Source organism: Pseudomonas sp. zfem004 (assembly GCF_032621715.1).
Classification (GTDB): domain Bacteria; phylum Pseudomonadota; class Gammaproteobacteria; order Pseudomonadales; family Pseudomonadaceae; genus Aquipseudomonas; species Aquipseudomonas sichuanensis.
Genome location: NZ_JAVYJF010000011.1, coordinates 130993 through 155751, shown reverse-complemented (window position 1 = coordinate 155751; position 24759 = coordinate 130993). Strand labels below are relative to the sequence as shown.

The following is a 24759-nucleotide window of genomic DNA, read 5'->3' as shown; positions in this document are numbered from 1 at the left end:
ATCGCGGGGCAAGCCCGCTCCCACGAATGTAGGGAATGTGGGAGCGGGCTTGCCCCGCGATAGCGATCAGAGCTTCGCCGGCACTTCCCGCCAGCAACCCTGTTCCAACCCCTCGATCGTCCAGTCACCAATCCTCACCCGCACCAGGCGCAAGGTCGGCAAGCCCACCGCCGCCGTCATGCGCCGCACCTGGCGGTTGCGTCCTTCACGAATCACCAGTTCCAGCCACGCCGTCGGCACGCTCTTGCGAAAGCGCACCGGCGGGTTGCGTGGCCACAGCGTGGGCTCGTCGAGCAAGCGGGCTTCGGCTGGCAAGGTCGGGCCATCATTGAGCTCGACGCCATCGCGCAGGCGCTGCAACTGCTCCGCGCTCGGCTCGCCCTCCACCTGCACCCAGTAGGTCTTGGCCAGCTTGTGCTTGGGGTCGGCGATACGGGCCTGCAGGCGCCCGTCATTGGTCAGCAGCAGCAAGCCTTCGCTGTCGCGGTCCAGGCGCCCGGCCGGGTAGATGCCGGGGATGTCGATGAAATCCTTGAGCGTGGCGCGCCCTTCGCCGTCGCTGAACTGCGTGAGCACGTCGAACGGCTTGTTGAACAGGATCAGGCGCGGTTCGGCCGGCGGCGCCTTGGCCTGGCGACGTGGGCCGGAAGGCCGCGCCGCCGGGCGGCGCGGGGTGTTGCGGGGTGGCAGGGGCATGGATCCTCAGCGGAACGGCGGCTCATCGAAGCTGCGCAGTTTACGCGAGTGCAGCGAGTTGAGCTCGGTACGCAGCAGGTCGAGGGCGGCGATGCCGATCTTCAGGTGCTGGCTGACCGCGCGGTTGTAGAAGGCGTTGGCCGAGCCGGGCAGCTTGATCTCGCTGTGCAGCGGTTTGTCGGAGACACACAGCAAGGTGCCGTACGGCACCCGCAGCCGGTAGCCCTGCGCGGCGATGGTGCCGCTTTCCATGTCCACCGCCACGGCGCGCGACAGGTTGATCAGCGGGCGCTCCTGGGCCCAGCGCAGCTCCCAGTTGCGGTCGTCGTAGGTGAGCACGGTGCCGGTGCGCAGGCGCTTCTTGAGTTCCTCGCCACGCTCGCCGGTAACCTGCGCCGCCGCTTCCTGCAGCGCCAGCTGCACTTCGGCCAGGGCCGGGATCGGGATGTTCGGCGGCACCACGCGGTCGAGGATGCCGTCACGGCGCATGTAGGCGTGGGCCAGCACATAGTCGCCGATGGTCTGCGACTGACGCAGGCCGCCACAGTGGCCGATCATCAGCCAGCAGTGCGGGCGCAGCACGGCCAGGTGGTCGGTGATGTTCTTGGCGTTGGACGGGCCGACGCCGATATTGACCAGGGTGACGCCATCGCCGTCGGCGGCGATCAGGTGGTAGGCCGGCATCTGGTAGCGGTGCCAGACCACGCTGGCCACCAGGGCCTGGGCCTCGCCGTTGTCCATGCCCTTTTCGATGACCACGTTGCCCGGCAGGACCATGCGCACGAAGCGTGGGTCCTGGCGCAGCTGCTCGAGGCCATGGCTGATGAACTGGTCGACGTAGCGGTGGTAGTTGGTCAGCAGGATCCACGGCTGCATGTGCCGCCAGTCGCTGCCGGTGTAGTGCACCAGACGGCGCAGCGAGAAGTCGACACGGGCCGCGTCGAACAGCGCCAGCGGCAGCGTCTCGGCGCTTTCCCAGTCGTACAGGCCGTCGGCGATGTTGTCGGTGGCGGCCGACAGGTCGGTGCTGGGGAACACCCGCGCCAGCTGCGCGGCGGTGATGCCGCTGCCGGCCAGTTCGTCGCCCTGGTCGACCACGTAGGGGTACGGGATGTTCTGTTCGCTGACGCCGACCTCCACGGTCACCGTGTAGTCGTGCATCAAGGGCCGCAGCTGCTCCAGCAGGTAGCCACGGAACGCGGCGGGCTGGGTGACGGTGACACTGTAGGTGCCGGCCACCTGGACCTTGGCGTAGGCGCGGGTGGTGGCGGCGACTTCACCCTGGCTGAAGTAGGTCAGGCGCAGCGCCGGGTAGCGGAACAGCGCACGCTCGTCCTGGCCCGGTTCGGTGCGGTCCTTGAGGTAGCGCTTGAGGGCCTGGCTCAGGGCGCCGGTGGCTTGCTCGTGGAGGGCCGCCAGACGGTCGACGGCCTGTTCGGGGGTATCAACGACTTCAAACGCTTGGCTCACGCTGGGCTTCCTGTCTTCTGACATGCATGTTCAGCATCTTGCCTGCGTTCGCGGTTAAAAACACGCCTTTCGCGGGGCAAGCCCGCTCCCACGAACGTTCGAATCGTGGGAGCGGGCTTGCCCCGCGATGGCGTTATCCGCCCCACACCGGCGTCGCCCTGGCCACCAACGCCTCGACACCCACCCCGCGCGGCAATGCGCCATAAACCCGCCCGCCGCCACCCAGGCGGCTGGCGATAAAGGCATCGCTGACCGTCGCGTTACCGGCCTCGAGCAACAGCTTGGCCTGCAACGCCACAGCAATGTCTTCGGTCAGTTGCCGAGCCCGGTACTGAATGTCGCCAGTATCGGCAAATGCCCCTTTGAGGTTGCCGATGAACGCCGCCAGGCGTGGATCGCCATGCCCATCGCCCAGTTCGATGAACAACGCATCCAGCACACCCGGCTCCTTCGACAGCGCCCGCAGCACGTCCAGGCACTGAACGTTGCCGGATCCTTCCCAGGTCGAGTTGACCGGTGCCTCCCGGTACAGCCGCGGCAGGATGCTGTCCTCGACATAGCCCGCACCGCCCAGGCACTCGGCGGCCTCGTTGATCATCCCCGGCGCGCGCTTGCAGATCCAGTACTTGCCCACCGCCGTCACCAGCCGGGCGAAATGCGCTTGCTGGGGGTCGTCGAGCTGCTCCAGGGCCTGGCCCATGCGCAGGCTCAGGGCCAGCGCCGCCTCGCTTTCCAGGGCCAGGTCGGCGAGCACGTTCTGCATCAGCGGCTGCTCGCTCAACACCCGCCCGCCGACTTTGCGGTGGGCGCAGTGATGGGCGGCCTGGGTCAGCGCCTGGCGCATCAGCGCGCTGGAGCCAACCATGCAATCGAAGCGGGTCATGGCCACCATCTCGATGATGGTCGGCACGCCCCGGCCCTCTTCGCCGATCATCCACGCCAGGGCACCGCGGAACTCCACTTCGCTGGAGGCATTGGAGCAGTTGCCGAGCTTGTTCTTCAGGCGCTGGATATAGAACTGGTTGCGCTGGTCATCCGGGCGGTGGCGCGGCAGCAGGAAGCAGCTCAGGCCCTTGTCGGTCTGGGCCAGGGTGAGGAAGGCGTCGCACATGGGCGCCGAGCAGAACCACTTGTGCCCCACCAGCTCATAGGCCTGGCCCGGGCCAGGCTGGCCAACAGGGTAGGCGCGGGTGGTATTGGCGCGCACATCGGTGCCGCCCTGCTTCTCGGTCATGGCCATGCCGATGGTCACCCCGGCCTTGTGCCGGTCGCCGACATTGCGCGGGTCGTATTCGCGGGCGAGGATCTTCGGCAACCAATAGCTGGCCAGCTCCGGCTGCAGCCGCAGCGCTGGCACGGCGGCGAAGGTCATGGTCAGCGGGCAGCCGGTGCCGGCTTCGGCCTGGCTGTGCAGGTAGGTCATGGAGGCCCGCGCCACATGGGCGCCCGCACGCGGTTCGGCCCAGGGCAGCGAGGGCAGGCCATGCTCGACCGCAGTGCGCATCAGCTCGTGGTAGGCGGGATGGAACTCCACCAGATCCACCCGGTGGCCGTAGCGGTCGTGGCTGCTGAACTCGGGTTTGTGCGCATTGGCGAGGAACCCGGCGGCCATCAGCGGGCCGCCGGCCAGTGCCCCGTAGGCATCGATCCGCGCCTCGGCCCAGCCGGCACCAAAGCGCCGCGACCATTCCTGCAAGGGCTGGTCGAGACGGTACAGGTTGGCGCCGTCGAGGGCCGGCGGCTGGTTGGTGACTTCGTGGGTTTCGGCGAACTGGTGCAGGTTCATCGGGGGGCCTCCTGGATCCGCTCATGCCTGGAGAACCCAGTGAAGCACCGCAGCCAGCGCAGTCAAAGTGACAAAACTGCCGATGAGCAGAGCATTTTCTGCGCTAGCCTCAGTAGCGCCTGCGCCCCGTCGCCGCCCGGCTGGAAGTCACCTGCACCTGGGCCACGGTCAGGATCAGGCTCAGTTCGAAGCGGCTGCCCAGCCCCGGGGTAGACTCGTGCGACAGCTGCGCGCCAACCAGTTCGCCCAATTGGCGGCAGATCGACAGGCCGATGCCCAGGCCGCCGTAGCGCCGGGTCATCGAACCATCGACCTGGAAGAAGCGCTGGTACAGCACGGCCTGGTCGAGGTCTTCGAAACCAATGCCGCTGTCGCTGACGGTCAGGCTCAGCGCCAGCCGGTCGGGGCCGATGCGCCGGCCACGCACCTGCACGGTCACGCCGCCCTGGTGGGTGAACTTGAGGCCGTTGTCCACCAGGCAGGCCAGGCAGCGGGCGAGCTTCTGCGCATCGCCCACCAGGCTGTCGGGCACGTCGGCGGGGATATCCAGGGTCAGGTACAAGCCCTTGGCCAGCGCCTGCCCGGCGTAACCGGCACGCAGTTCCTGGAGCAGGCGGCGCAGGCTGAACGGCACACCGTGGTTGCGCAGGCGGCCGGCCTGCAGCTCGGTGAGGATCAGGATGTCGTCGACCATGGCCATCATGTCCTGGGCGGAACCTGCGGCCGTGCGGTGGTACTGGGCCTGCTCGGCGCTCATGGGCAGGGTTTGCAGCAGCTCCAACGAGCCGATCACACCGTTCATCGGGGTGCGCAGCTCATGGGTGACGATGGCGAGGAACTCGTCTTTCAGGCGATTGCTGTGGGCCAGTTGCTGGTTCAACTGCTCAAGGGTGCGCCCGGTCTCGCGCAGGGCCTGGGCCTGCTGCTCGCGCAGGCTGTTGATGCGGTCGGCCAGTGCCAGTGACAGCAACGCCACTTCGAGCGCCGAGCCGAGCTGGCTGGCGTACATGGTGAGGAACACGTTGGGCAGGTAGCCCAACACCATGAGGGTGTTGACCAACCCGCCCAGCAGGAAGGCGGTCCAGGCGATGATGAACCAGCGCGCCACCCGCACCCCGCGCCACCAGGCATACAGGCCTGCGCTGAAAATGCTCACGGTGAACAACAGCGCCAGCACCGTGGCCATGCGCAGCGCGATGCCGTAGCGCAGGGTCACCGCTAGCACCATGACCAGCGCGCCACCCGCCATCAGTGCCATCAGCAGGCGGTCGAAACCACGGCTGAGCCGGCCCAGTTGCAGGAAATGGCGGGCGAACTGGCAGCCGAACAGCCCGGCGGCGCCGATGAACAGGGGCGTCGCGGCATTCGCCCACCACGGGCTGTCCGGCCAGAAATAGGCGATACCGGCGCCGTTGACCGACACCTGGTACAAGCCGAACGAGGCGATGTAGAGGATGTAGTAGAGGTAACTGACATCGCGCACGCTGAGGTAGATGAACAGGTTGTAGACCAGCATCACCAGCAGCACGCCATAGATCATGCCCAGCACATACAGGCGGGTGGGCTGGTCTTCGAGGTACGCCTGGGTCGACCACAGCGTCAGCGGCGCCTGGACCGAACCCTGGCTGTGCAGGCGCAGGTAGGCGGTGGTCGCCTGCCCGGGTTTGAGCGGCAGCTCGAACAGGTAGTTGTTCTGGCGAATCTGCCGACTGGCATAGGGCAGTGCATCGCCGGTGCGCTGGGCCAGGCGAAACACCCCTTGGGCATCCGGCAGGTAGAGCTCGAGGTGATCCAGCGGCGGGTAAGCCAGCTCCAGCAACCATTGGCGCGGCGCGGCGGAGGGAGGCGCGGCGTAGTCAAGGTCGATTCGCAGCCAGAACACCGAAGTCGAGTAACCGGCATTGAGCACCTCATGCGGGTGCGCCTGGAAACGGCTGGCAAAGGCGGGCGCGCTGACCTGGCCAATACTGGCGCTGCCATCGTGGTCCTCGTAGACCTGCATGAACCTGCCCAGTGGCAGGCGTGCGGTGCTGGCGTCGAATTCGACCGCCCCGGCGAACAGGGGCAAGCAGCCCAGAAGCACAATCAGCAAATAGCGCATACAGCCCCAGCATGGCCTGTCCGTTCGCGTCGCGTTGCCTCCCTTCCCTTTGAGACGACGTGATCCGGCAGAGTCCGTTGATCGAATTATCCGAGCACTCTAGCATAGCTTTCCGGCAAGGCCAGAGGCCACACTAAATTTGCATGAAACAGCTCTAGCACGGGCATTACAGCATAAGCAGCCCAGACATCCTGACCACTCGATCAGCAAATCTTGCGCAGCGACCGATCCGCACAAAAAGGTTTGGTGATAAGCTCGCCGACCATGAATACCTACAGCTCCCGCCCCGTTGTCCTCTGTCTCTCCGGCCACGACCCAAGTGGTGGCGCCGGGCTGCAGGCAGATATCGAAGCCCTGATCGCCCAAGGCTGTCACGCCGCACCGACCGTGACCGCCCTGACCGTGCAGGATACCGTCAACGTTTCCGACTTCCGCGTGCTCGACCGCGAGTGGGTACTGGCCCAGGCCAACGCCGTGCTGGCCGACTCCAGCGTGGCCGCGGTCAAGCTGGGCATGCTCGGCTCGATCGAAATGGTCGACACCGTGGCCGAACTGCTCAAGGCCCACCCGCACCTGCCGTTGGTCTGCGACCCGGTGCTGCGTGCCGGCGGCGGTGGCCGCCTGGGCAAGGACGAGGTCGGCTACGCCCTGCGCGAGCGCTTGCTGCCGCTGGCCACCATTGCCACCCCGAACCTGCCCGAGGCGCGGATCCTCGCCGAACTGCCGGACGGCACCGCCGACGAGTGCGCCGCCAAGCTGCTGCCCTTCGTCGAGCACCTGCTGATCACCGGCGGCCACGGCGACGAGGACGAAATCCACAACCGCCTGTACAGCCGCGATGGCCAGCAGCACACCTGGACCTGCCAACGCCTGCCCGGCAGCTACCACGGCTCGGGCTGCACCCTGGCCAGCGCCCTGGCCGGCCGCCTGGCCCTCGGCGAGCAGCTGCAAAGCGCCGTGCGCAGCGCCCTGGACTACACCTGGCGCACCCTGCGTGACGCCGAGCAACTGGGCAAGGGCCAGTACGTGCCACGCCGCCTGCCCCTGGATTTCTGCTCCTGACACGAGGCCACCCGATGAAGCTCCGCGGTCTGTATGCGATCACCGACAGCCAGCTGCTCGCCGGCCGTTTCTTAAGCCACGTCGAGGCGGCACTCGAAGGCGGCGTCTGCCTGCTGCAGTACCGCGACAAGAGCGACGATGCCGCCCGCCGCCTGCGTGAGGCCGAAGCGCTGATGAAACTGTGCGAGCGCTACGGCACCCAGCTGATCATCAACGACGACGCCGAACTGGCCGCGCGCCTGGGCGTCGGCGTGCACCTGGGCCAGACCGACGGCCCGCTCACGCCGGCCCGCGCCCTGCTCGGCCGTCAGGCGATCATCGGCTCCACCTGCCACGCCAGCCTTGAGCTTGCCCAGCAGGCCGCCAAGGAAGGCGCCGACTACGTCGCCTTCGGCCGCTTCTTCAATTCCGTCACCAAGCCGGGCGCACCGGCCGCCAGCGTCGATCTGCTGGAACAGGCCCGCGCCCAGGTCAAGCTGCCGATCGCCGTGATCGGCGGCATTACCCTCGACAACGCCGCCCCGCTGGTCGCCCATGGCGCCGACCTGCTGGCGGTGATCCACGGCCTGTTCGGTGCCGACAGCGCGCAGGAAGTCACCCGCCGCGCCCGCGCCTTCAACGCCCTGTTCGCTTCCTGATTTCGAGAGAAGATCCCATGTCCCGTTCCGAAGCCCTGTTCGCCCAAGCCCAGAAGCACATCCCCGGCGGCGTCAACTCGCCGGTCCGCGCTTTCAAGAGCGTCGGCGGCACTCCGCTGTTCTTCAAGCACGCCGAAGGCGCCTACGTCGTCGACGAGGATGACAAGCGCTACGTCGACTACGTCGGTTCCTGGGGCCCGATGATCCTCGGCCACGCCCACCCGGACGTGCTGGACTCGGTACGTAAACAGCTGGAACACGGCCTGTCCTACGGCGCCCCGACCGCCATGGAAACCGAGATGGCCGACCTGGTCTGCTCGCTGGTGCCGTCGATGGAGATGGTGCGCATGGTCAGCTCCGGCACCGAAGCCACCATGAGCGCCATCCGCCTGGCCCGTGGCTACACCGGCCGTGACGCCATCATCAAGTTCGAAGGCTGCTACCACGGCCATTCCGACAGCCTGCTGGTCAAGGCCGGTTCGGGCCTGCTGACCCAGGGCGTGCCGAGCTCTGCCGGCGTACCGGCGGACTTCGCCAAGCACACCCTGACGCTGCCGTTCAACGACATCGCCGCGGTCGAGAAAACCCTCGCCGACGTTGGCCAGACCGTGGCCTGCATCATCGTCGAGCCGGTGGCCGGCAACATGAACTGCGTACCACCGGCGCCGGGCTTCCTCGAAGGCCTGCGCGCGCTGTGCGACAAGCACGGCGTGGTGCTGATCTTCGACGAAGTGATGACCGGCTTCCGTGTCTCCCTCGGCGGTGCCCAGGGCTACTACGGCATCACCCCAGACCTGTCGACCTTCGGCAAGATCGTCGGTGGCGGCATGCCGGTCGGCTGCTTCGGCGGCAAGCGCGAGATCATGGGCTGCATCGCCCCGCTCGGCCCGGTCTACCAGGCCGGCACCCTGTCCGGTAACCCGCTGGCCATGGCCGCCGGCCTGACCACCCTCAAACTGATCAGCCGCCCGGGCTTCCACGACGAACTCACCGACTTCACCAGCCGCATGCTCGACGGCCTGCAGCAGCGCGCCGATGCCGCCGGCATCCCGTTCGTCACCACGCAAGCGGGCGCCATGTTCGGCCTGTACTTCAGCGGCGCCGATGACATCGTCACCTTCGACGACGTGATGGCCAGCGATGCGGAGCGCTTCAAGCGCTTCTTCCACCTGATGCTCGAAGGTGGCGTGTACCTGGCGCCGAGTGCGTTCGAGGCGGGCTTCACCTCCATCGCCCACGGCGACAAGGAGCTGCAGATCACCCTGGATGCGGCTGAGCGGGCTTTCGCCAAACTCAAGTAACACGCCGGCCAGATCGCGGGGCAAGCCCGCTCCCACGTGACTTGATCCCTGCGTGGGAGCGGGCTTGCCCCGCGATGAGGCCGGGGAATGTGACCCCTCTCACAAACACTGGCAAAATCGGCAGCCCTCACTCGGGGTGTAGAATTTCCAGTAAAACTTTGTAAGGTTGGCGCTGCTTATCCCATAATGTGCCACCAGAGACCTTGGCCGTAGCTTTGCAGAGGTAAGTCGATCCCCATGAACCGCACCGGCCGCGCCCTGACCATGGGCTGCCTGTTGCTTCTTCAGCCCCTGCTGGCCCTGGCGGAGGGCGGTAACTCGTTGCTGATTCCAGCGACGGGCCGCTGCACGCTGAATGCCGCGCCGGAGGATCAGGCCAGCGCCCTGAAGGCCTGCGAGCAAACCGCAGACTCCGGGGATGCCGAAGCACAGTACGAGCTGGGCGAGTTCTACTACAGCGGTACCCCCCGCCACCTCGACAAAGCGCTCAAGTGGTTCGAGAAAGCCTCTCTGCAGGGCCACGCCCAATCCCAGTATCGCCTCGGTTCGATGTTCTTCCACGGCGAAGGGGTCAAGGCCAACAACGTGCAGGCCTACATCCTGCTGAAGATGGCGGCGGTCAACGGTGCGGAAGATGCACTGGACATGGCCGACGAAGTCACCGAGCAGATGCCGCGCGACGAGCTTGAGCATGCCACCCAGGTGCTCGGCCAGATCTTCCGCAAATACCTGCTGGAACTGCAGAACGCCGAAGGGCGCACACCGTTCTCGCCCCTCCCCTGACTGAAGCCCCATCACACAGCCGTAAGAAATGCCGATCACTATAGGCCGAGGATTGCTCGTGCTCGTGTGGGCGCAGCCCAAAACGTGGGAGCGGGCTTGCCCCGCGATGAGGCCGCCACGGCCAGCACCGACCCTTGATCGTTTCAGTGCTTTCGCCACTGCCACTCAAGGGTTATTCTTGAGCTCACATTCATTGCCGTCGAGCGGCTAAAAACCACCTTGAACGCTCCCATACAACCCCATCGCTTCATCCTCGAACCTTTCGAGGCCAACCGTTTCGCCAACCTGTGCGGCCAGTTCGACGAGCACTTGCGCCTGATCGAGCAACGCCTGGCCATCGAGATCCGCAACCGCGGCAATCAGTTCGAACTGATCGGCGAACCCAAGACCACCTCTGCCGCTGAACAGCTGCTGCGCCGTCTCTATCGCGAGGCCAAGGCCAGCGAACTGTCGCCGGAAACGGTCCACCTCTACCTCCAGGAATCCGCGGTCGAGAGCATCGGCAACCCTGCGGTCAATGAAGTCAGCGTCTCGCTGCGCACGCGCAAGGGCAAAATCACCCCGCGCGGCGTCAACCAGCAACGCTACGTCAAAGAGATCCTGGCCAACGACATCAACTTCGGCATCGGCCCGGCCGGTACCGGCAAGACCTACCTGGCCGTGGCCTGCGCCGTGGATGCGCTGGAGCGCGAGCAGGTGCGCCGCATCCTGTTGGTGCGCCCGGCGGTCGAGGCCGGCGAGAAACTCGGCTTCCTGCCCGGCGACCTGGCCCAGAAGATCGACCCGTACCTGCGCCCGCTGTACGACGCGCTGTACGAGATGCTCGGCTTCGAACATGTGGCCAAGCTCATCGAGCGCCAGGTGATCGAGATCGCCCCGCTGGCCTACATGCGCGGCCGCACGCTCAACAACAGCTTCATCATCCTCGACGAGAGCCAGAACACCACGCTCGAGCAGATGAAGATGTTCCTCACCCGTATCGGCTTCGGCTCGACCGCGGTGATCACCGGTGACATCACCCAGGTCGACCTGCCACGCGGCACCAAGTCGGGCCTGGCCCATGTGATCGAGGTGCTCAAGGACGTACCGGGCATCAGCTTCACCCATTTCCAGCCCAAGGACGTGGTGCGCCATCCGTTGGTGCAACGCATCGTCGAAGCCTACGACCGCTTCGAAGCCCGACAGGCCCAGCCCGAGGCGCGCGGCAAAGATGCTTGAACTCGATCTGCAACGGGCCACGGATGCTGCCAGCCCCGATGACGCCGCCTTCCGCCGCTGGTGCGAGCTTGCCTTGCGCCAGCGCAGCGCCGACTCCGAGATGACCATCCGCCTGGTCGACGAAGCCGAAGGCCGCGAGCTTAACCACACCTACCGGCACAAGGACTACGCGACCAACGTGCTGTCCTTCCCCGCCGACGTGCCCGACGACCTGCTGGACATCCCGCTGCTCGGCGACCTGGTGATCTGCGTCGCGGTGGTCGAGCGAGAGGCCAAGGAACAGGGCAAGGCCCTCGAAGCGCACTGGGCCCACCTGGTCATCCATGGCTGCCTGCACCTGCTCGGCTACGACCACATCGACGACGACGAAGCCGAAGAGATGGAAGCGCTGGAACGGGAATTGCTGGCAGAACTGGGTCACCCGGACCCGTACGCCGACGACGAAACCGACGCAATCACACACTGACACTGCAAGGAACACGAGTAACCGCCATGAGCGAAGACCGATCGAGCAACGGGCAAAAGTCCTGGCTGGGTAAGCTGACCCAGGCTTTTGCCCATGAGCCGAAAAACCGCCAGCAGCTGCTTGAGCTGCTGCGCGAAGCCCATCAGAACAAGCTGCTCGACAGCGAAGCGCTGACCATCGTCGAAGGCGCCATCCAGGTCGCCGACCTGCAGGTGCGCGACATCATGGTGCCGCGCTCGCAGATGATCAGCATCAAGGCCAGCCAATCGCCACGCGAGTTCCTGCCTGCGGTGATCGATGCCGCGCACTCGCGCTACCCGGTGATCGGCGAGAGCCATGACGATGTGCTTGGCATCCTGCTCGCCAAGGACCTGCTGCCGCTGATCCTCAAAGAGAACGGCGACAGCTTCAACATCAAGGACCTGCTGCGCCCGGCCACCTTCGTGCCCGAGTCCAAGCGCCTGAACGTGCTGCTGCGCGAATTCCGCGCCAACCACAACCACATGGCCATCGTCATCGACGAATACGGCGGTGTGGCCGGCCTGGTGACCATCGAAGACGTGCTTGAACAGATCGTCGGCGACATCGAAGACGAGCACGACGTCGAGGAAGACAGCTACATCAAGCCGCTGCCCAGCGGCGACTTCCTGGTCAAGGCCCTCACCCCGATCGAGAACTTCAACGAGTTCTTCGACAGCGAATTCTCCGATGACGAGTTCGACACGGTCGGCGGCCTGGTGATGAGTGCGTTCGGTCACCTGCCCAAACGCAACGAGACCACCGAGATCGGCGGCTACCGCTTCCGCATTCTCAACGCCGACAGCCGGCGGATACACCTGCTACGCCTGACACCGATCAACCGTTAAGGACGAACATGCGCTGGATCACCCGCCCCGGCTGGCCCGGTAACCTGCTGGCCATGGTGGCCGGCGCTTCCACCCTCCTGGCCCTGGCGCCTTTCGACATCTGGCCGTTGGCGCTGCTGTCCATCGCCCTGTTCTACGCCGGCCTGCGTACCCTCAACCCGCGCCAGGCACTGGCCCGCGGCTGGTGCTTCGGCTTCGGCCTGTATGGCGCCGGCACCTGGTGGATCTACGTCAGCATGAACACCTACGGCGGCGCCTCGCCGTTGCTGGCGATCCTGCTGCTGCTGGCGTTCTTCGCCTGCCTGGCGTTTTTCTTCGCCTTGCCGGCCTGGCTCTGGGCGCGCTGGCTGCGCCGCGACGAGGCACCCTTGGCCGACGCGCTGAGCTTCGCTGCGCTGTGGCTGCTGCAGGAAGCCTTCCGTGGCTGGTTCCTGACCGGTTTCCCATGGCTCTACGCCGGCTACAGCCAGCTCGACGGCCCCTTGGCCGGTCTGGCGCCGCTCGGCGGTGTGTGGTTGGTGTCGTTCAGCCTTGCGCTGACTGCGGCACTGTTGTGCAACCTGCTGCGCCTGCGCGCACGCCCATCGTTCCTGGCTATCGGCGCCGTGTTGCTGGTGGCGCCCTGGGTCGTCGGCATGGCGCTCAAGGGCCACGCCTGGACCAAGCCCGCCGGCGACCCGCTCAAGGTTGCCGCGCTGCAGGGCAACGTCGAACAGGACCTGAAATGGGACCCGGCCCACGTTAACGCCCAGCTGGCGCTGTACCGTGACATGAGCTTCAGCTCCAAGCCGGTTGACCTGCTGATCTGGCCGGAAACCGCGGTACCGGTGCTCAAGGACCAGGCCCAGGGCTACATCGACATGATGGGGGCGTTCGCCGCCGAGCGGCATTCGGCGCTGATCACCGGGGTGCCGGTACGCCAGATGGTCCACCACCAGCGGCGCTACTTCAACGGCATCACCGTGGCCGGTGAAGGCGACGGCCTGTACCTCAAGCAGAAGCTGGTGCCGTTCGGCGAATACGTGCCACTGCAGGACATGCTGCGCGGGGCGATCGAGTTCTTCAACCTGCCGATGTCGGACTTTGCCCGCGGCCCCGCGGACCAGCCGCTGCTGCAGGCCAAGGGCTACCAGATTGCACCGTACATCTGCTACGAAGTGGTCTACCCCGAGTTCGCCGCTAGCCTGGCAGCACGCAGCGACCTGCTGCTGACCATCAGCAACGACACCTGGTTCGGCACCTCGATCGGCCCGCTGCAGCACCTGCAGATGGCGCAGATGCGGGCACTGGAAGCCGGCCGCTGGATGATCCGCGCCACCAATAACGGCGTGACCGCGCTGATCGACCCGTTCGGCAAGATCACCACGCAGATCCCGCAGTTCGAGCGCGCGGTGCTGTATGGCGAGGTCGTACCGATGCAACAGCTGACGCCTTACCTGCAATGGCGTTCGTGGCCGCTGGCGATTGTCTGTGCATTGCTGCTGGGCTGGGCGCTGCTGGCCGGGCGGATTGCCAAGACCGTCTGATAGCGCCTGTATCGGCCTCATCGCGGGTAAACCCGCTCCCACAGGTTCGCCGCGGCCCTCAAGGCTTGCATGGTACCTGTGGGAGCGGGTTTACCCGCGAAGAGGCAGGCACCTGCGGTGCAAGATTCAGTAGAAAACCCGATACCCCACCAGCCCCACCGCCTCGTTCAATAGCTGCCCGCTCTGCCAGATCGCCCGGCTTTCCGGGAGCAAACCGGCAAACGGCCGGGCATGATCGCGCCCGAGGAACCCCACCGGCGCCGGCACCACTTCAAACCCGGCACGCTCAAAGCTCCAGCGCGAGCGCTGCATGTGCCAGGCCTGGGTCACCACCACCACACGACGGACCCCCAGCGGCTGCAGGACCTGCGCGCTTAGCACGGCGTTCTCCCAGGTGGTATGGCTGGCCTCTTCCTTCCAGGTGACCGAAACAGCGAAATCTGCCTGCAGTCGCTCAGCCATCAACTGCGCCTCACTCGGCGGCGTGCCATAGTGCAGGCCACCGCTGGTCAGCACCGGCAACCCGGACGCCTTGGCCAGTTGCGCGGCATAGCGGATGCGCTCCAGGGCCAGGTAGGAAGGTTGATCGCTGCCACCCCAGGCCGGATCGCCTCGATCACGCCCAGCGCCGAGCACCACGATGGCATCGGCACGGCTTGCCAGGCTCGCCCAGCTCTGCGGCGCCAACGCAGGTTCCGTTTCCAGCTGCCGGGCCGCCTGCTCCACGACCAGCGGCAAGCTCATCAGCCACAGCCCGCCCAGGCCCAGGGCAAAGCACGCAGCCGCCAGGCGCGGCCGGCGTCGACGCCACCACCAGGCCGCCAGCAGCAACAGCAGCAATACGCCCGGCGGCATCAGCCATTGTTTGATGAAAAAGCGAATCGGCATCGCACACCTCCATGGAAGGCATGCAGCCTAAGAGGATCGGCGCCGGGCCTCAAGGGGAGGTCGACGCCGATCACAGTGTGGGTGTTGAAGAACCGGCGCGTGAGCACGTGCGCCTGCAAACCTGAACGGCTATCGGGATGGCTGCGTCCTGGATCTTGCTGGAGCAGTGGCGCGTTTTCGATCCTTTAGCCAGATGATCCTGGCCGAGGATGGTTCCGGTTGCGGGTAGGCACCGGCGCTGGCATGGCGACCTGCCGGGAGAGACTCCAGGTAGGCCTTGATCACCTCGAACTCGGCGTGGCTCAGGCCACGCAATTCCAGCTCGGCAGGCATCTCGTCGCGCAATCGTACCGAGGTTCTGGCCACTTCCAGTGCCAGGCCCAAGCGGTCGATCAGGCGTTCGTAAAGCTCCGGTTTGCTTGCAGGTAGTTGCGACTCTCCCATCCGTTCACCTCATTGAAGGTAAGAATATCTCCCCCCACAAATGAGCTTAGCGTTGTCATGAAAAGCAGCTGCCCGCCGCGACCAACGGCCCGCGCGGCGGGGGATGCAATCAGGGTTTCCCACGATGCGCGACGCTCATGTATGCTACGGCGTTCACTCTATCGACACCGGAGTGCCGGTCGCAGCGAGGTTCCGCTGCCTGGAAACAGGGTCCTTTCTCTCTCAGTTAAAAAGTAGCCATGCACGAACAATACACGCCCCGTGATATCGAAGCCGCCGCCCAGAAGTTCTGGGACGAGCAACAGTCGTTCGCTGTTACCGAACAGCCAGGCAAGGACACCTACTACTGCCTGTCGATGTTCCCGTACCCGAGCGGCAAGCTACACATGGGCCACGTGCGCAACTACACCATCGGCGACGTGATTGCCCGCTACCAGCGCATGCTGGGCAAGAACGTCCTGCAGCCGATGGGCTGGGACGCCTTCGGCATGCCGGCGGAAAACGCGGCGATGAAAAACAACGTCGCCCCGGCCAAGTGGACTTACGAAAACATCGACTACATGAAGACCCAGCTCAAGAGCCTGGGCCTTGGCATCGATTGGGCGCGTGAAGTCACCACCTGCAAGCCGGACTACTACCGCTGGGAACAGTGGCTGTTCACCCGCCTGTTCGAGAAAGGCATCATCTACCGCAAGAACGGTACCGTGAACTGGGACCCGGCCGACCAGACCGTGCTCGCCAACGAGCAGGTCATCGACGGCCGTGGCTGGCGCTCGGGCGCGCTGATCGAAAAGCGCGAAATCCCGATGTACTACTTCCGCATCACCGACTACGCCGACGAGCTGCTGGAAAGCCTCGACGAGCTGCCGGGCTGGCCAGAACAGGTCAAGACCATGCAGCGCAACTGGATCGGCAAGTCGCGCGGCATGGAAGTGCAGTTCCCTTACGACCAGGCCAGCATCGGCCACGAAGGCACGCTGAAAGTCTTCACCACTCGCCCCGACACCCTGATGGGCGCCACTTACGTCGCCGTCGCCGCCGAGCACCCGCTGGCCACCCAGGCCGCCCAGGGCAACCCGGCGCTGCAGGCGTTCATCGACGAGTGCAAGAGCGGCAGCGTCGCCGAAGCCGACATGGCCACCCAGGAGAAGAAGGGCATGGCCACTTCCCTGCTGGTCGAACACCCGCTGACCGGCGAGAAACTGCCGGTGTGGGTCGCCAACTACGTACTGATGCACTACGGCGACGGCGCCGTGATGGCCGTACCGGCCCACGACGAGCGCGACTTCGAGTTCGCCCACAAGTACAACCTGCCGGTGAAGGCCGTTGTGCGCACCAGCGCCGGTGACGAAGTGTCCAGCGAATGGCAGGCCGCCTATGGCGAGCATGGCCAGCTGATCAACTCCGGCGAATACGACGGCCTGGATTTCGCCGGCGCCTTCGACGCCATCGAAGCCGCCCTGATCCGCAAGGACCTCGGCAAGTCGCGTACCCAGTTCCGCCTGCGCGACTGGGGTATCAGCCGCCAGCGCTACTGGGGCTGCCCGATCCCGATCATCCACTGCCCGGCGTGCGGCGACGTGCCGGTGCCGGAAGACCAGCTGCCGGTCACCCTGCCGGAGAACGTGGTGCCGGACGGCGCCGGTTCGCCGCTGGCGCGCATGCCCGAATTCTATGAATGCACCTGCCCGAAATGCGGCACTGCGGCCAAGCGCGAAACCGACACCATGGACACCTTCGTCGAGTCGTCCTGGTACTTCGCCCGCTACGCCTCGCCGAACTACGACAAGGGCCTGGTAGACCCGAAAGCGGCCAACCACTGGCTGCCGGTCGACCAGTACATCGGTGGCATCGAGCACGCCATCCTGCACCTGCTGTACGCGCGCTTCTTCCACAAGCTGATGCGTGACGAAGGCCTGGTCACCTCCAACGAGCCGTTCAAGAACCTGCTCACCCAGGGCATGGTCGTCGCCGAAACCTACTACCGCGTCGCCAGCAACGGCGGCAAGGACTGGTTCAACCCGGCCGATGTAGAGATCGAGCGTGATGCCAAGGCCAAGATCATCGGCGCACGCCTGAAGACCGACGGCCTGCCGGTGGAAATCGGCGGCACCGAGAAGATGTCGAAGTCGAAGAACAACGGCGTCGACCCTCAGTCGATGATCGACGTCTACGGCGCCGACACCTGCCGCCTGTTCATGATGTTCGCCTCGCCGCCCGACATGAGCCTGGAATGGTCCGATTCCGGCGTCGAAGGCGCGAGCCGCTTCCTGCGCCGCGTCTGGCGCCTGGCCCAGGCCCACGTTGCCCAGGGCCTGCCGGGCAAGCTGGATGTCGCCTCGCTCGACGACGCACAAAAAGTCATCCGCCGTGCCATCCACGCGGCGATCAAGCAGGCCAGCACCGATGTCGGCCAGTTCCACAAGTTCAACACCGCCATCGCCCAGGTGATGACCGTGATGAACGTGCTGGAAAAGGCCCCGCAAGCCACCGCCCAGGACCGTGCCCTGCTGCAGGAAGGCCTCGAGGCCGTGACCCTGCTGCTGTCGCCGATCACTCCGCACATTTCCCACGAGCTGTGGAAGCACCTGGGCCACGACCAGGCCGTGATCGACGCCGGCTGGCCGGCCGTTGACGAAAGCGCGCTGGTGCAGGACACCGTCACGCTGGTGGTACAGGTCAACGGCAAGCTGCGCGGCCAGGTGGACATGCCTGCCGCCGCCAGCCGCGAGGAGATCGAAGCGGCTGCCCGCAACAACGAGAATGTCCTGCGCTTCACCGATGGCCTGACCATCCGCAAGGTCATCGTGGTACCGGGCAAGCTGGTCAACATCGTCGCCAATTGATGGCAACGCCCGTCCGCGCACAGCGCGGGCGGGCGTATTCGGCCCACGAGGGAGCTACAACATGATCAAACGCAATCTGCTGGTAATGGGCCTGGCCGTACTGCTCAGCGCCTGTGGTTTCCAGCTGCGCGGCACCGGCACCACCGAACTGACCATCAAGGAGCTGGACCTCAGCGCCCGTAACGCTTACGGCGATACCGTCAAGCAGTTGCGCCGCACTCTGGAAAGCAACGAGGTAAGGGTATACAGCGGTGCACCGTTCAAGCTGGTACTCACCAACGAACAGGAAACCCAGCGCGCGGCGACCTACAGCGGTGGTAACCGCTCGTCGGAATACGAGCTGACCACGGTGCTGAACTATGCCATCGAAGGCCGGAACGACACTGTGCTGCTGGAAGACAAAGTGCAGGTGCAGCGCTACTACGTGCACAACGGCAACAACATCACCGGCTCCAGCCAGGAAGCGACCCAGGTTCGTCAGGAAATGCGCAGCGACCTGGTACAGAACATGATGGTTCGCCTGCAACAGCTCACTCCGGAACGCCTGGACGAGCTGCAGCACAAGGCCGACGAACGCGCCAAAGCCGAAGCCCAGGCCCTGCAGGAAGCACAACGCATCCGCGACGAGACGCCCCAGCAATCCCCGCTGGAAGTCCCGGCCAACTGAGCCTGAACGGGGTGCCCCGGCACCCCGCACTTCGCCATGAAACTCTCCCCAGCCCAACTCAACAAACACCTGCAGGGCCAGCTGGCGCCTGTGTACATCGTCAGCGGCGACGACCCGCTGCTGTGCCAGGAAGCCGCCGACGCCATTCGTGGCGCCGCGCGCCAGCAAGGCTACGACGAGCGCCAGGTGTTCAGCGCCGATGCCAACTTCGACTGGGGCAACCTGCTGCTGGCCGGTGCCAGCCTCTCGCTGTTCGCCCAGCGCCGCCTGCTGGAGCTGCGCCTGCCTTCGGGCAAACCTGGCGACAAGGGCGCCGCCGCACTCATCGAGTACTGCACCAACCCCGCCGAAGACACCTTGCTGCTGATCAGCCTGCCCAAGCTCGATGGCAGCGCGCAAAAAACCAAGTGGGGCAAGGCACTGATCGAGGGCGGCCACTGCCAGTTCATCCAAATCTGGCCGGTGGATGCCCAGCAGTTGCCACAGTGGATCAACCAGCGTCTCTCACAGGCCGGCCTGACGGCCCAGCGCGATGCGGTCGACATGATCGCCGCCAGGGTCGAAGGCAACCTGCTGGCCGCCGCCCAGGAAATCGAAAAGCTCAAGCTGTTGGCCGATGGCAACCAGATCACCGTCGAGACGGTACAGGCGGCGGTTGCCGACAGTGCCCGTTTCGATGTGTTCGGCCTGGTCGATGCGATCCTCAACGGCGAGGCAGCCCATGCCCTGCGCATGCTCGAGGGGCTACGCGGCGAAGGTGTCGAGCCGCCAGTGATCCTCTGGGCCCTGGCCCGTGAACTGCGCCTGCTGGCGGGGCTGGCGCAGCAGTTCAGCCAGGGGGTGCCGTTGGACAAGGCCTTCAGCCAGGCCCGGCCACCGGTGTGGGACAAGCGTCGACCGCTGGTGAGCAAGGCCCTGCAGCGCCTCTCGGCGCAGCGCTGGGCCATGCTGCTGCAGGATGCCCAGCGTATCGATGCGCAGATCAAAGGCCAGGCCCAGGGTTCGCCCTGGACCAGCCTGGCGCGCTTGTCGCTGCTGATGGCCGGACAGCGCCTGACCCTTCCCGCCGAATGATGATCGCGGGGCAAGTCTGGACGCCGAACCGCCGCTCCCACGCGCCCCGCGATAGGCCTTCGGACCATAAACACAATCAATTGGCCCCCACGCCTGCACAAGCCTAAAGTGCGCCCCGAAACCCACCCAATCGGGAACCCGCCATGAGCAAAAAGCCGAAAAAGCACGGCCCCAACAAGGCCAAGTCGATCATCGCCCAACCGCTGTTCCGCTGCCGCCAGGAACGACCGGACAAAGGCAAAGGCAGCTACCGCCGCGAAGCCTTCCAATCGAGAGATTGGGAGGCTTCCTGCTTTATGGCGGCATGAAAGCCATCAAAGGCATGAAATGCGCAGGCATGGTATGGTCGGCACCTGACCTGCAATTCTGGATTCGTGCATGCCCTCTCGTCTCACTCTACGCTGGCAACCTCGCCAGCTGATCGCGGCCACCAGCTTCATCCTGCTCGTTGCCTGCGCCGAGAAACCCACCGCCGCCGACGCCCTGCCGCTGGCTCCCGCCCAGCCCGCCCCCGTCGTCACGCTGCCCGGCACCAGCGCCGACACCAGCAGCGAAATCCAGCCCCTGCAGACCTTCGCCCAATGGCAGGCCGGCTTCCGCCAGCAGGCCCTGCAAGCCGGTATCAGCCCCAGCCTGTTCGACCGCGCCTTCCTCGGCGTCACCCCGGACATGGACGTGATCAAGGCCGACCGCAGCCAACCCGAATTCACCCGCCCGGTCTGGGAATACCTGGATGGCGCCTTGTCGCCACTGCGCGTGCGTAACGGCAAGAAACTGCTGGAGCAGAACGCCGAGCTGCTGGCCCGCATCGAGCAACGCTATGGTGTCGATCGCCAGGTGCTGGTGTCGGTGTGGGGCATGGAGAGTAACTTCGGCCAGTTCCAGGGCAGCAAATCGGTGATCCGCTCGCTGGCCACCCTGGCCTACGAAGGCCGTCGCCCGCAGTTCGCCCAGGACCAGCTGATCGCCGCCCTGCAGATCCTGCAGAACGGCGACATCCAGCCTGACGCCATGCGTGGCTCCTGGGCCGGGGCCATGGGCCAGACCCAGTTCATCCCCACCACCTACCTGACCCACGCCGTGGACTTCGACGGTGATGGCCGCCGCGATATCTGGAACAGCACCGCCGACGCCCTGGCGTCGACCGCGCACTACTTGCAGGCGTCTGGCTGGAAACGCGGGCAACCCTGGGGCTTCGAAGTGCAGGTGCCTGCCGGCTTCGACTACTGGCTGGCCGACGGCAGCCAGCGCAAGAGCGTCAACGATTGGTTGCAACTGGGCGTGAAACTACCGACAGGCACCCAGCTGCCGGCCAACAGCAGCCAGCTGTCCGCCGCCCTGCTGCTGCCGGCTGGCGCTCGCGGCCCGGCGTTCCTGGTGCTGGACAACTTCCGCGCGATCCTCAAGTACAACAACTCGTCGTCCTACGCGCTGGCGGTCAGCCTGCTGGGCGACCGTTTCTATGGCTGGGGCTTCATCGCCGGCAGCTGGCCGAAGGACGACCTGCCCTTGAGCCGCAGCGAGCGGATCGAACTGCAGAGCCTGCTCAACGCCAGCGGGCACGAGGCGGGCAATCCCGATGGCATCATCGGCGCCAATACCCGCAAGGCCATTCGCAATGCGCAGCAGGCGCAGGGCTGGCCGGCGGATGGCTATCCGACGCACAAATTGCTGGATAGCCTGCGCCGCTGAATCCGTTGATGCCTATCGCGGGGCAAGCCCGCTCCCACGCTGCTGGTGCCGTGGGAGCGGGCTTGCCCCGCGATGGCCTTATGCCCTGAACAAGGGCTGCGCCAGGCTCAGACGCTGAAGCGTGCTGTCGAGCGCCACCCGCCCCCACGCCTTGCGCAGGCGCCGTGGGAGCGGGCTTGCCCCGCGATGGGCTTATGCCCTGAACAGAGGCTGTGCCAGGCTCAGGCACTGAAGCGTGCTGTCGAGCGTCACCCGCCCCCCCATCGGCAAACACAGATTCGGATCACAATGCCCGCTGCGCCACCCGGCCAGCACCGGTACCCCGAGCGGCCCGAAGATATCCAGCAGCAGCGGCGTCATCGCTGCCACCGTCACCCCGGCAAAGTCCCCTACCAGCACACCCCTCAGGCCTTCCAGCTTGCCCGCCAGACGCAGCTGGGTCAGCAGGCGGTCAACCCGGTACAACGGCTCGTTGACATCCTCGATGAACAGAATGGCGCCTTGGCTATCCAGTTCGGCCACCGTGCCCAGCGTGGCACCGAGGATCGACAAGTTGCCCCCCACCAGCCGCCCGCTCGCCACGCCCGGCACGATGGTCGTCAGCGGGTAAGCCGCCGGGTGAACAATCGCATCACCCTCCCCCAACTGCCCACCCAACTGCTCGAACAGTGAGCTCACGGTGGGTTCGAGCTTGCCGCCCAACAAGTCGGCATTGAGCATCGCACCGTGGAAGCTGATCAGCCCGGCATGGCGGTTGAGCACCGTATGCAGCGCGGTGATATCGCTGTAGCCCACTAGCGGCTTGGGGTGGCGACGGATCAGGTCGAAGTCCAGCGCATCCAGCAGGCGCATGCTGCCGTAGCCGCCACGCATGCAGACGATGGCGTCGATATCCGGGGCCTGGAAGGCATCGTGCAGGTCTTGCAGGCGCTGTTGATCACTGCCCGCCAGGTACCCATCGGCCTGGTTGACGCCTGGGTAGATGCGGCATTGATACCCACGGCTGTCGAACCACTGGCGAGCCTTGTCTGCATCCAGTCGGGCCGGCCCAGCCGGGGCGACGATAGCGAACCGGGCATTGCCGGACAGAGCTCCTGGCAGCAGGGTTTCAACGGTCTCCACGCAATTCATCGCGCTACTCCTTGCAGCTTGTCGCTTGAAACTTACAGCTAAAAAAAAGCCGATGCCGCCTTTCGGCGTGCATCGGCATGTTCAGCTCAAGCCCGCTTCAGAGCTTGATCTTGGCTTCGTGAGCCTGCTGGTCGGCGTGGTACGAGGAGCGTACCAGCGGGCCGGAAGCAACGTTCTTGAAGCCCATCTTGTAGCCTTCCTCGGCGAACCAGGCGAAGGTGTCCGGGTGCACGAAGCGCTGCACCGGCAGGTGGCTGCGCGACGGCTGCAGATACTGGCCGAGGGTGAGCATGTCGATCTCGTGCTCACGCATGCGGTGCATGACCTCGATCACTTCCTCGTCGGTCTCGCCCAGGCCCAGCATCAAGCCGGACTTGGTCGGTACGTGCGGCACCATCTGCTTGAACTTCTGCAGCAGGTCCAGCGACCAGTCGTAGTCCGAACCCGGGCGCGCGGCCTTGTACAGGCGCGGTACGGTTTCGAGGTTGTGGTTGAACACGTCCGGCGGGGTCTGCGCGGTGATTTCCAGCGCCACGTCCATACGGCCGCGGTAGTCCGGCACCAGGGTCTCGAGCTGCACACCCGGCGACAGCGCGCGGATCTCGCGGATGCAGTCGGCGAAGTGCTGGGCACCGCCGTCACGCAGGTCGTCGCGGTCCACCGAGGTGATCACCACGTACTTAAGGCGCAGGTCGGCGATGGCCACGGCAAGGTTCTTCGGCTCGTCCAGGTCCAACGGCTTCGGCCGGCCATGGCCGACGTCGCAGAACGGGCAGCGACGGGTGCAGATGTCACCCATGATCATGAAGGTGGCGGTGCCACCCGAGAAGCACTCGCCCAGGTTCGGGCAGGATGCCTCTTCGCACACGCTGTGCAGCTTGTGCTTGCGCAGCAGCTGCTTGATACGGTCGACTTCCGGCGAAACCGGGATGCGTACGCGGATCCAGTCGGGTTTCTTCGGCAGTTCTTCGGTGGGAATGATCTTCACCGGAATGCGCGCCACCTTCTCGGCGCCGCGCAGCTTCACGCCGGCTTCGACTTTCTTGGGCGCGGGGCGCGGGGTGACGTCTTGCGTCGGGATCAGGTTCGGCACGGCTTCTTGCACAGTTGTCATATTCAGTCGATTCCGCCCGTGAGGGTCGTCTGCTCAGCGTAGTCGAGGTGCTTGACCAGCTGTCCGCGCAGCCTTGTCCTGACCTCGTCGAGTTCGATCGGGCCTGCCAGGTCGCGCAGCTGGGTCATCGCCAGCCCCGCATACCCGCAGGGGTTGATTCGGCGGAATGGCGCGAGGTCCATGTCCACATTCAGAGCAAGGCCGTGGAAGCAACGACCGTTGCGGATTCGCAGGCCAAGGGAGGCGATTTTCGCTCCATCGACATAAACGCCAGGGGCATCGGGCTTGGCGGCAGCCTGCACGCCGTAACTGGCGAGCAGCTCGATCAGCGTCTGCTCGATGCGGCTGACCAGCTCGCGCACGCCAAAGCCCAGGCGGCGCACATCCAGCAGCAGGTAGGCGACCAACTGGCCGGGGCCGTGGTAGGTCACCTGGCCGCCGCGGTCGGTCTTCACCACCGGGATGTCGCCAGGCACCAGCAGATGCTCGGCCTTGCCGGCCTGGCCCTGGGTGAACACCGCCGGGTGCTCCACCAGCCAGACTTCGTCCTGGGCATCCGGGCCACGCGCCTCGGTAAAGCGACGCATGGCCTCGAGCACCGGTTCATAGGGCTGCAGGCCAAGCTCGCGGATACCGAGGCATGCGCTCATCACAGCACCATTTTCACGATGCCGGTGGCACGCAGGGCACTGTTGATGTCGTGCAGTTGATCTTCGCTTTCGGCAATGATGTGCAGTTGCACCGTGGTGTACTTGCCTTCCTTGCTCTGGCGCTCGGCCAGTGTGGCCAGGTCGACCTTGGCGTACTTGCTGAGGATCTCGATCACGGTGTCCTTGAAGCCGACCACGGTATCGCCGATCACTTTGATCGGATAGTCCGCACAAGGGAATTCGATCTTATGCGACTTGACGTCTTCTTCGCTCATTGCGGGATGGCCTCGTAAGCCGTGGCAACAGCAACGCCCCCGCCTGGTTCACGGGGGCATGCAGG

At 65.5% G+C, this 24759-nt stretch carries 23 protein-coding genes; 13 read left to right on the top strand and 10 right to left on the bottom strand.

Features of this window, described 5'->3' with window-relative positions; genetic code table 11:
• Positions 1 to 66: 66 nt before the first annotated feature.
• The 4 genes from RTH46_RS14355 to RTH46_RS14340 form a co-directional block, all read right to left on the bottom strand.
• Complete coding sequence (locus RTH46_RS14355; protein WP_153787747.1) at positions 67 to 696, bottom strand: pseudouridine synthase; 630 nt, start codon at positions 694 to 696, stop codon at positions 67 to 69.
• A 6-nt stretch (positions 697 to 702) separates the two neighbouring features.
• Complete coding sequence (amn, locus tag RTH46_RS14350) at positions 703 to 2190, bottom strand: AMP nucleosidase (protein ID WP_178125843.1); 1488 nt, start codon at positions 2188 to 2190, stop codon at positions 703 to 705.
• Between the two features lie 109 nt (positions 2191 to 2299).
• Entirely contained in the window at positions 2300 to 3952 is a 1653-nt protein-coding gene (locus tag RTH46_RS14345) for an acyl-CoA dehydrogenase family protein (RefSeq protein ID WP_316905959.1), read from the bottom strand.
• 109 nt (positions 3953 to 4061) lie between these two features.
• A complete protein-coding gene (locus tag RTH46_RS14340; RefSeq protein ID WP_316905958.1) occupies positions 4062 to 6053 on the bottom strand; it encodes a 7TM diverse intracellular signaling domain-containing protein in 1992 nt (663 codons plus the stop codon).
• A 264-nt stretch (positions 6054 to 6317) separates the two neighbouring features.
• Here RTH46_RS14340 and RTH46_RS14335 point away from each other — a divergent pair, with 264 nt between their 5' ends.
• The 8 genes from RTH46_RS14335 to lnt all read left to right on the top strand — a co-directional run bounded on the left by RTH46_RS14335 (position 6318) and on the right by lnt (position 13913).
• Positions 6318 to 7115: a hydroxymethylpyrimidine/phosphomethylpyrimidine kinase gene (locus RTH46_RS14335; protein WP_153787743.1), complete on the top strand. Its 798-nt coding sequence runs from the start codon at positions 6318 to 6320 to the stop codon at positions 7113 to 7115.
• A gap of 14 nt (positions 7116 to 7129) precedes the next feature.
• Positions 7130 to 7753, top strand: coding sequence for a thiamine phosphate synthase (thiE, locus tag RTH46_RS14330; protein ID WP_153787742.1), 624 nt, complete (start codon positions 7130 to 7132; stop codon positions 7751 to 7753).
• A 17-nt stretch (positions 7754 to 7770) separates the two neighbouring features.
• Entirely contained in the window at positions 7771 to 9054 is a 1284-nt protein-coding gene (hemL, locus tag RTH46_RS14325) for a glutamate-1-semialdehyde 2,1-aminomutase (protein ID WP_153787741.1), read from the top strand.
• A gap of 237 nt (positions 9055 to 9291) precedes the next feature.
• Positions 9292 to 9837 carry a tetratricopeptide repeat protein gene (locus tag RTH46_RS14320; protein WP_153787740.1) on the top strand — a complete coding sequence of 182 codons (546 nt, stop codon included), beginning with the start codon at positions 9292 to 9294 and terminating at the stop codon, positions 9835 to 9837.
• Between the two features lie 219 nt (positions 9838 to 10056).
• The gene (locus RTH46_RS14315; protein WP_153787739.1) at positions 10057 to 11055 is read left to right on the top strand and encodes a PhoH family protein; all 999 of its coding nucleotides are present in this window, start codon (positions 10057 to 10059) and stop codon (positions 11053 to 11055) included.
• On the top strand, positions 11048 to 11521 hold the full coding sequence (gene ybeY, locus RTH46_RS14310; RefSeq protein WP_279846270.1) for an rRNA maturation RNase YbeY: 474 nt from the start codon (positions 11048 to 11050) through the stop codon (positions 11519 to 11521). Before RTH46_RS14315 ends, ybeY begins: the two co-directional genes overlap by 8 nt.
• A gap of 26 nt (positions 11522 to 11547) precedes the next feature.
• Positions 11548 to 12387: an HlyC/CorC family transporter gene (locus RTH46_RS14305; RefSeq protein ID WP_110993410.1), complete on the top strand. Its 840-nt coding sequence runs from the start codon at positions 11548 to 11550 to the stop codon at positions 12385 to 12387.
• 8 nt (positions 12388 to 12395) lie between these two features.
• Positions 12396 to 13913: an apolipoprotein N-acyltransferase gene (gene lnt, locus RTH46_RS14300; RefSeq protein WP_153787737.1), complete on the top strand. Its 1518-nt coding sequence runs from the start codon at positions 12396 to 12398 to the stop codon at positions 13911 to 13913.
• A 126-nt stretch (positions 13914 to 14039) separates the two neighbouring features.
• Here lnt and RTH46_RS14295 read toward each other — a convergent pair whose 3' ends face one another.
• Positions 14040 to 14801, bottom strand: coding sequence for a YdcF family protein (locus RTH46_RS14295; RefSeq protein WP_316905957.1), 762 nt, complete (start codon positions 14799 to 14801; stop codon positions 14040 to 14042).
• A 129-nt stretch (positions 14802 to 14930) separates the two neighbouring features.
• Positions 14931 to 15245, bottom strand: a complete 315-nt coding sequence (locus tag RTH46_RS14290; protein WP_125462479.1) for a hypothetical protein — start codon at positions 15243 to 15245, stop codon at positions 14931 to 14933.
• A gap of 239 nt (positions 15246 to 15484) precedes the next feature.
• Here RTH46_RS14290 and leuS point away from each other — a divergent pair, with 239 nt between their 5' ends.
• The 5 genes from leuS (at position 15485) to RTH46_RS14265 (ending at position 21524) form a co-directional block, all read left to right on the top strand.
• Positions 15485 to 18091, top strand: a complete 2607-nt coding sequence (leuS, locus tag RTH46_RS14285) for a leucine--tRNA ligase (RefSeq protein WP_153787735.1) — start codon at positions 15485 to 15487, stop codon at positions 18089 to 18091.
• A 61-nt stretch (positions 18092 to 18152) separates the two neighbouring features.
• Positions 18153 to 18758 (top strand): LPS assembly lipoprotein LptE, encoded by a 606-nt coding sequence (gene lptE / locus RTH46_RS14280; protein WP_153787734.1) that lies wholly within the window; start codon positions 18153 to 18155, stop codon positions 18756 to 18758.
• A gap of 36 nt (positions 18759 to 18794) precedes the next feature.
• The gene (holA, locus tag RTH46_RS14275; RefSeq protein WP_316905956.1) at positions 18795 to 19832 is read left to right on the top strand and encodes a DNA polymerase III subunit delta; all 1038 of its coding nucleotides are present in this window, start codon (positions 18795 to 18797) and stop codon (positions 19830 to 19832) included.
• 143 nt (positions 19833 to 19975) lie between these two features.
• Positions 19976 to 20140 carry an alternative ribosome rescue factor ArfA gene (arfA, locus tag RTH46_RS14270; protein ID WP_153787732.1) on the top strand — a complete coding sequence of 55 codons (165 nt, stop codon included), beginning with the start codon at positions 19976 to 19978 and terminating at the stop codon, positions 20138 to 20140.
• Positions 20141 to 20210: 70 nt separating this feature from the next.
• On the top strand, positions 20211 to 21524 hold the full coding sequence (locus tag RTH46_RS14265; RefSeq protein WP_316905955.1) for a lytic murein transglycosylase: 1314 nt from the start codon (positions 20211 to 20213) through the stop codon (positions 21522 to 21524).
• Between the two features lie 192 nt (positions 21525 to 21716).
• Here RTH46_RS14265 and RTH46_RS14260 read toward each other — a convergent pair whose 3' ends face one another.
• The 4 genes from RTH46_RS14260 to RTH46_RS14245 all read right to left on the bottom strand — a co-directional run bounded on the left by RTH46_RS14260 (position 21717) and on the right by RTH46_RS14245 (position 24694).
• Positions 21717 to 22655 carry an LD-carboxypeptidase gene (locus tag RTH46_RS14260; protein WP_316905954.1) on the bottom strand — a complete coding sequence of 313 codons (939 nt, stop codon included), beginning with the start codon at positions 22653 to 22655 and terminating at the stop codon, positions 21717 to 21719.
• Between the two features lie 97 nt (positions 22656 to 22752).
• Positions 22753 to 23769, bottom strand: a complete 1017-nt coding sequence (gene lipA, locus RTH46_RS14255; RefSeq protein WP_153787728.1) for a lipoyl synthase — start codon at positions 23767 to 23769, stop codon at positions 22753 to 22755.
• Between the two features lie 2 nt (positions 23770 to 23771).
• Positions 23772 to 24419, bottom strand: coding sequence for a lipoyl(octanoyl) transferase LipB (gene lipB, locus RTH46_RS14250; protein ID WP_153787727.1), 648 nt, complete (start codon positions 24417 to 24419; stop codon positions 23772 to 23774).
• Complete coding sequence (locus tag RTH46_RS14245) at positions 24419 to 24694, bottom strand: DUF493 domain-containing protein (protein ID WP_153787726.1); 276 nt, start codon at positions 24692 to 24694, stop codon at positions 24419 to 24421. The genes lipB and RTH46_RS14245 overlap by 1 nt, the downstream gene beginning before the upstream one ends.
• Positions 24695 to 24759 lie beyond the last annotated feature (65 nt).

Excerpts from the sequence above, each read along its gene's own strand:
- thiE (WP_153787742.1), top strand. The coding sequence starts at position 7,130 with ATGAAGCTCCGCGGTCTGTATGCGATCACCGACAGCCAGCTGCTCGCC.
- RTH46_RS14305 (WP_110993410.1), top strand. The coding sequence starts at position 11,548 with ATGAGCGAAGACCGATCGAGCAACGGGCAAAAGTCCTGGCTGGGTAAG.
- arfA (WP_153787732.1), top strand. The coding sequence starts at position 19,976 with ATGAGCAAAAAGCCGAAAAAGCACGGCCCCAACAAGGCCAAGTCGATC.
- RTH46_RS14340 (WP_316905958.1), bottom strand. The coding sequence starts at position 6,053 with ATGCGCTATTTGCTGATTGTGCTTCTGGGCTGCTTGCCCCTGTTCGCC.
- RTH46_RS14320 (WP_153787740.1), top strand. The coding sequence starts at position 9,292 with ATGAACCGCACCGGCCGCGCCCTGACCATGGGCTGCCTGTTGCTTCTT.
- RTH46_RS14345 (WP_316905959.1), bottom strand. The coding sequence starts at position 3,952 with ATGAACCTGCACCAGTTCGCCGAAACCCACGAAGTCACCAACCAGCCG.
- RTH46_RS14335 (WP_153787743.1), top strand. The coding sequence starts at position 6,318 with ATGAATACCTACAGCTCCCGCCCCGTTGTCCTCTGTCTCTCCGGCCAC.
- RTH46_RS14265 (WP_316905955.1), top strand. The coding sequence starts at position 20,211 with ATGCCCTCTCGTCTCACTCTACGCTGGCAACCTCGCCAGCTGATCGCG.
- holA (WP_316905956.1), top strand. The coding sequence starts at position 18,795 with ATGAAACTCTCCCCAGCCCAACTCAACAAACACCTGCAGGGCCAGCTG.
- RTH46_RS14290 (WP_125462479.1), bottom strand. The coding sequence starts at position 15,245 with ATGGGAGAGTCGCAACTACCTGCAAGCAAACCGGAGCTTTACGAACGC.
- RTH46_RS14295 (WP_316905957.1), bottom strand. The coding sequence starts at position 14,801 with ATGCCGATTCGCTTTTTCATCAAACAATGGCTGATGCCGCCGGGCGTA.
- lptE (WP_153787734.1), top strand. The coding sequence starts at position 18,153 with ATGATCAAACGCAATCTGCTGGTAATGGGCCTGGCCGTACTGCTCAGC.
- amn (WP_178125843.1), bottom strand. The coding sequence starts at position 2,190 with ATGTCAGAAGACAGGAAGCCCAGCGTGAGCCAAGCGTTTGAAGTCGTT.
- lipB (WP_153787727.1), bottom strand. The coding sequence starts at position 24,419 with ATGAGCGCATGCCTCGGTATCCGCGAGCTTGGCCTGCAGCCCTATGAA.
- leuS (WP_153787735.1), top strand. The coding sequence starts at position 15,485 with ATGCACGAACAATACACGCCCCGTGATATCGAAGCCGCCGCCCAGAAG.
- RTH46_RS14260 (WP_316905954.1), bottom strand. The coding sequence starts at position 22,655 with ATGAATTGCGTGGAGACCGTTGAAACCCTGCTGCCAGGAGCTCTGTCC.
- lnt (WP_153787737.1), top strand. The coding sequence starts at position 12,396 with ATGCGCTGGATCACCCGCCCCGGCTGGCCCGGTAACCTGCTGGCCATG.
- ybeY (WP_279846270.1), top strand. The coding sequence starts at position 11,048 with ATGCTTGAACTCGATCTGCAACGGGCCACGGATGCTGCCAGCCCCGAT.
- RTH46_RS14355 (WP_153787747.1), bottom strand. The coding sequence starts at position 696 with ATGCCCCTGCCACCCCGCAACACCCCGCGCCGCCCGGCGGCGCGGCCT.
- RTH46_RS14245 (WP_153787726.1), bottom strand. The coding sequence starts at position 24,694 with ATGAGCGAAGAAGACGTCAAGTCGCATAAGATCGAATTCCCTTGTGCG.
- lipA (WP_153787728.1), bottom strand. The coding sequence starts at position 23,769 with ATGACAACTGTGCAAGAAGCCGTGCCGAACCTGATCCCGACGCAAGAC.
- hemL (WP_153787741.1), top strand. The coding sequence starts at position 7,771 with ATGTCCCGTTCCGAAGCCCTGTTCGCCCAAGCCCAGAAGCACATCCCC.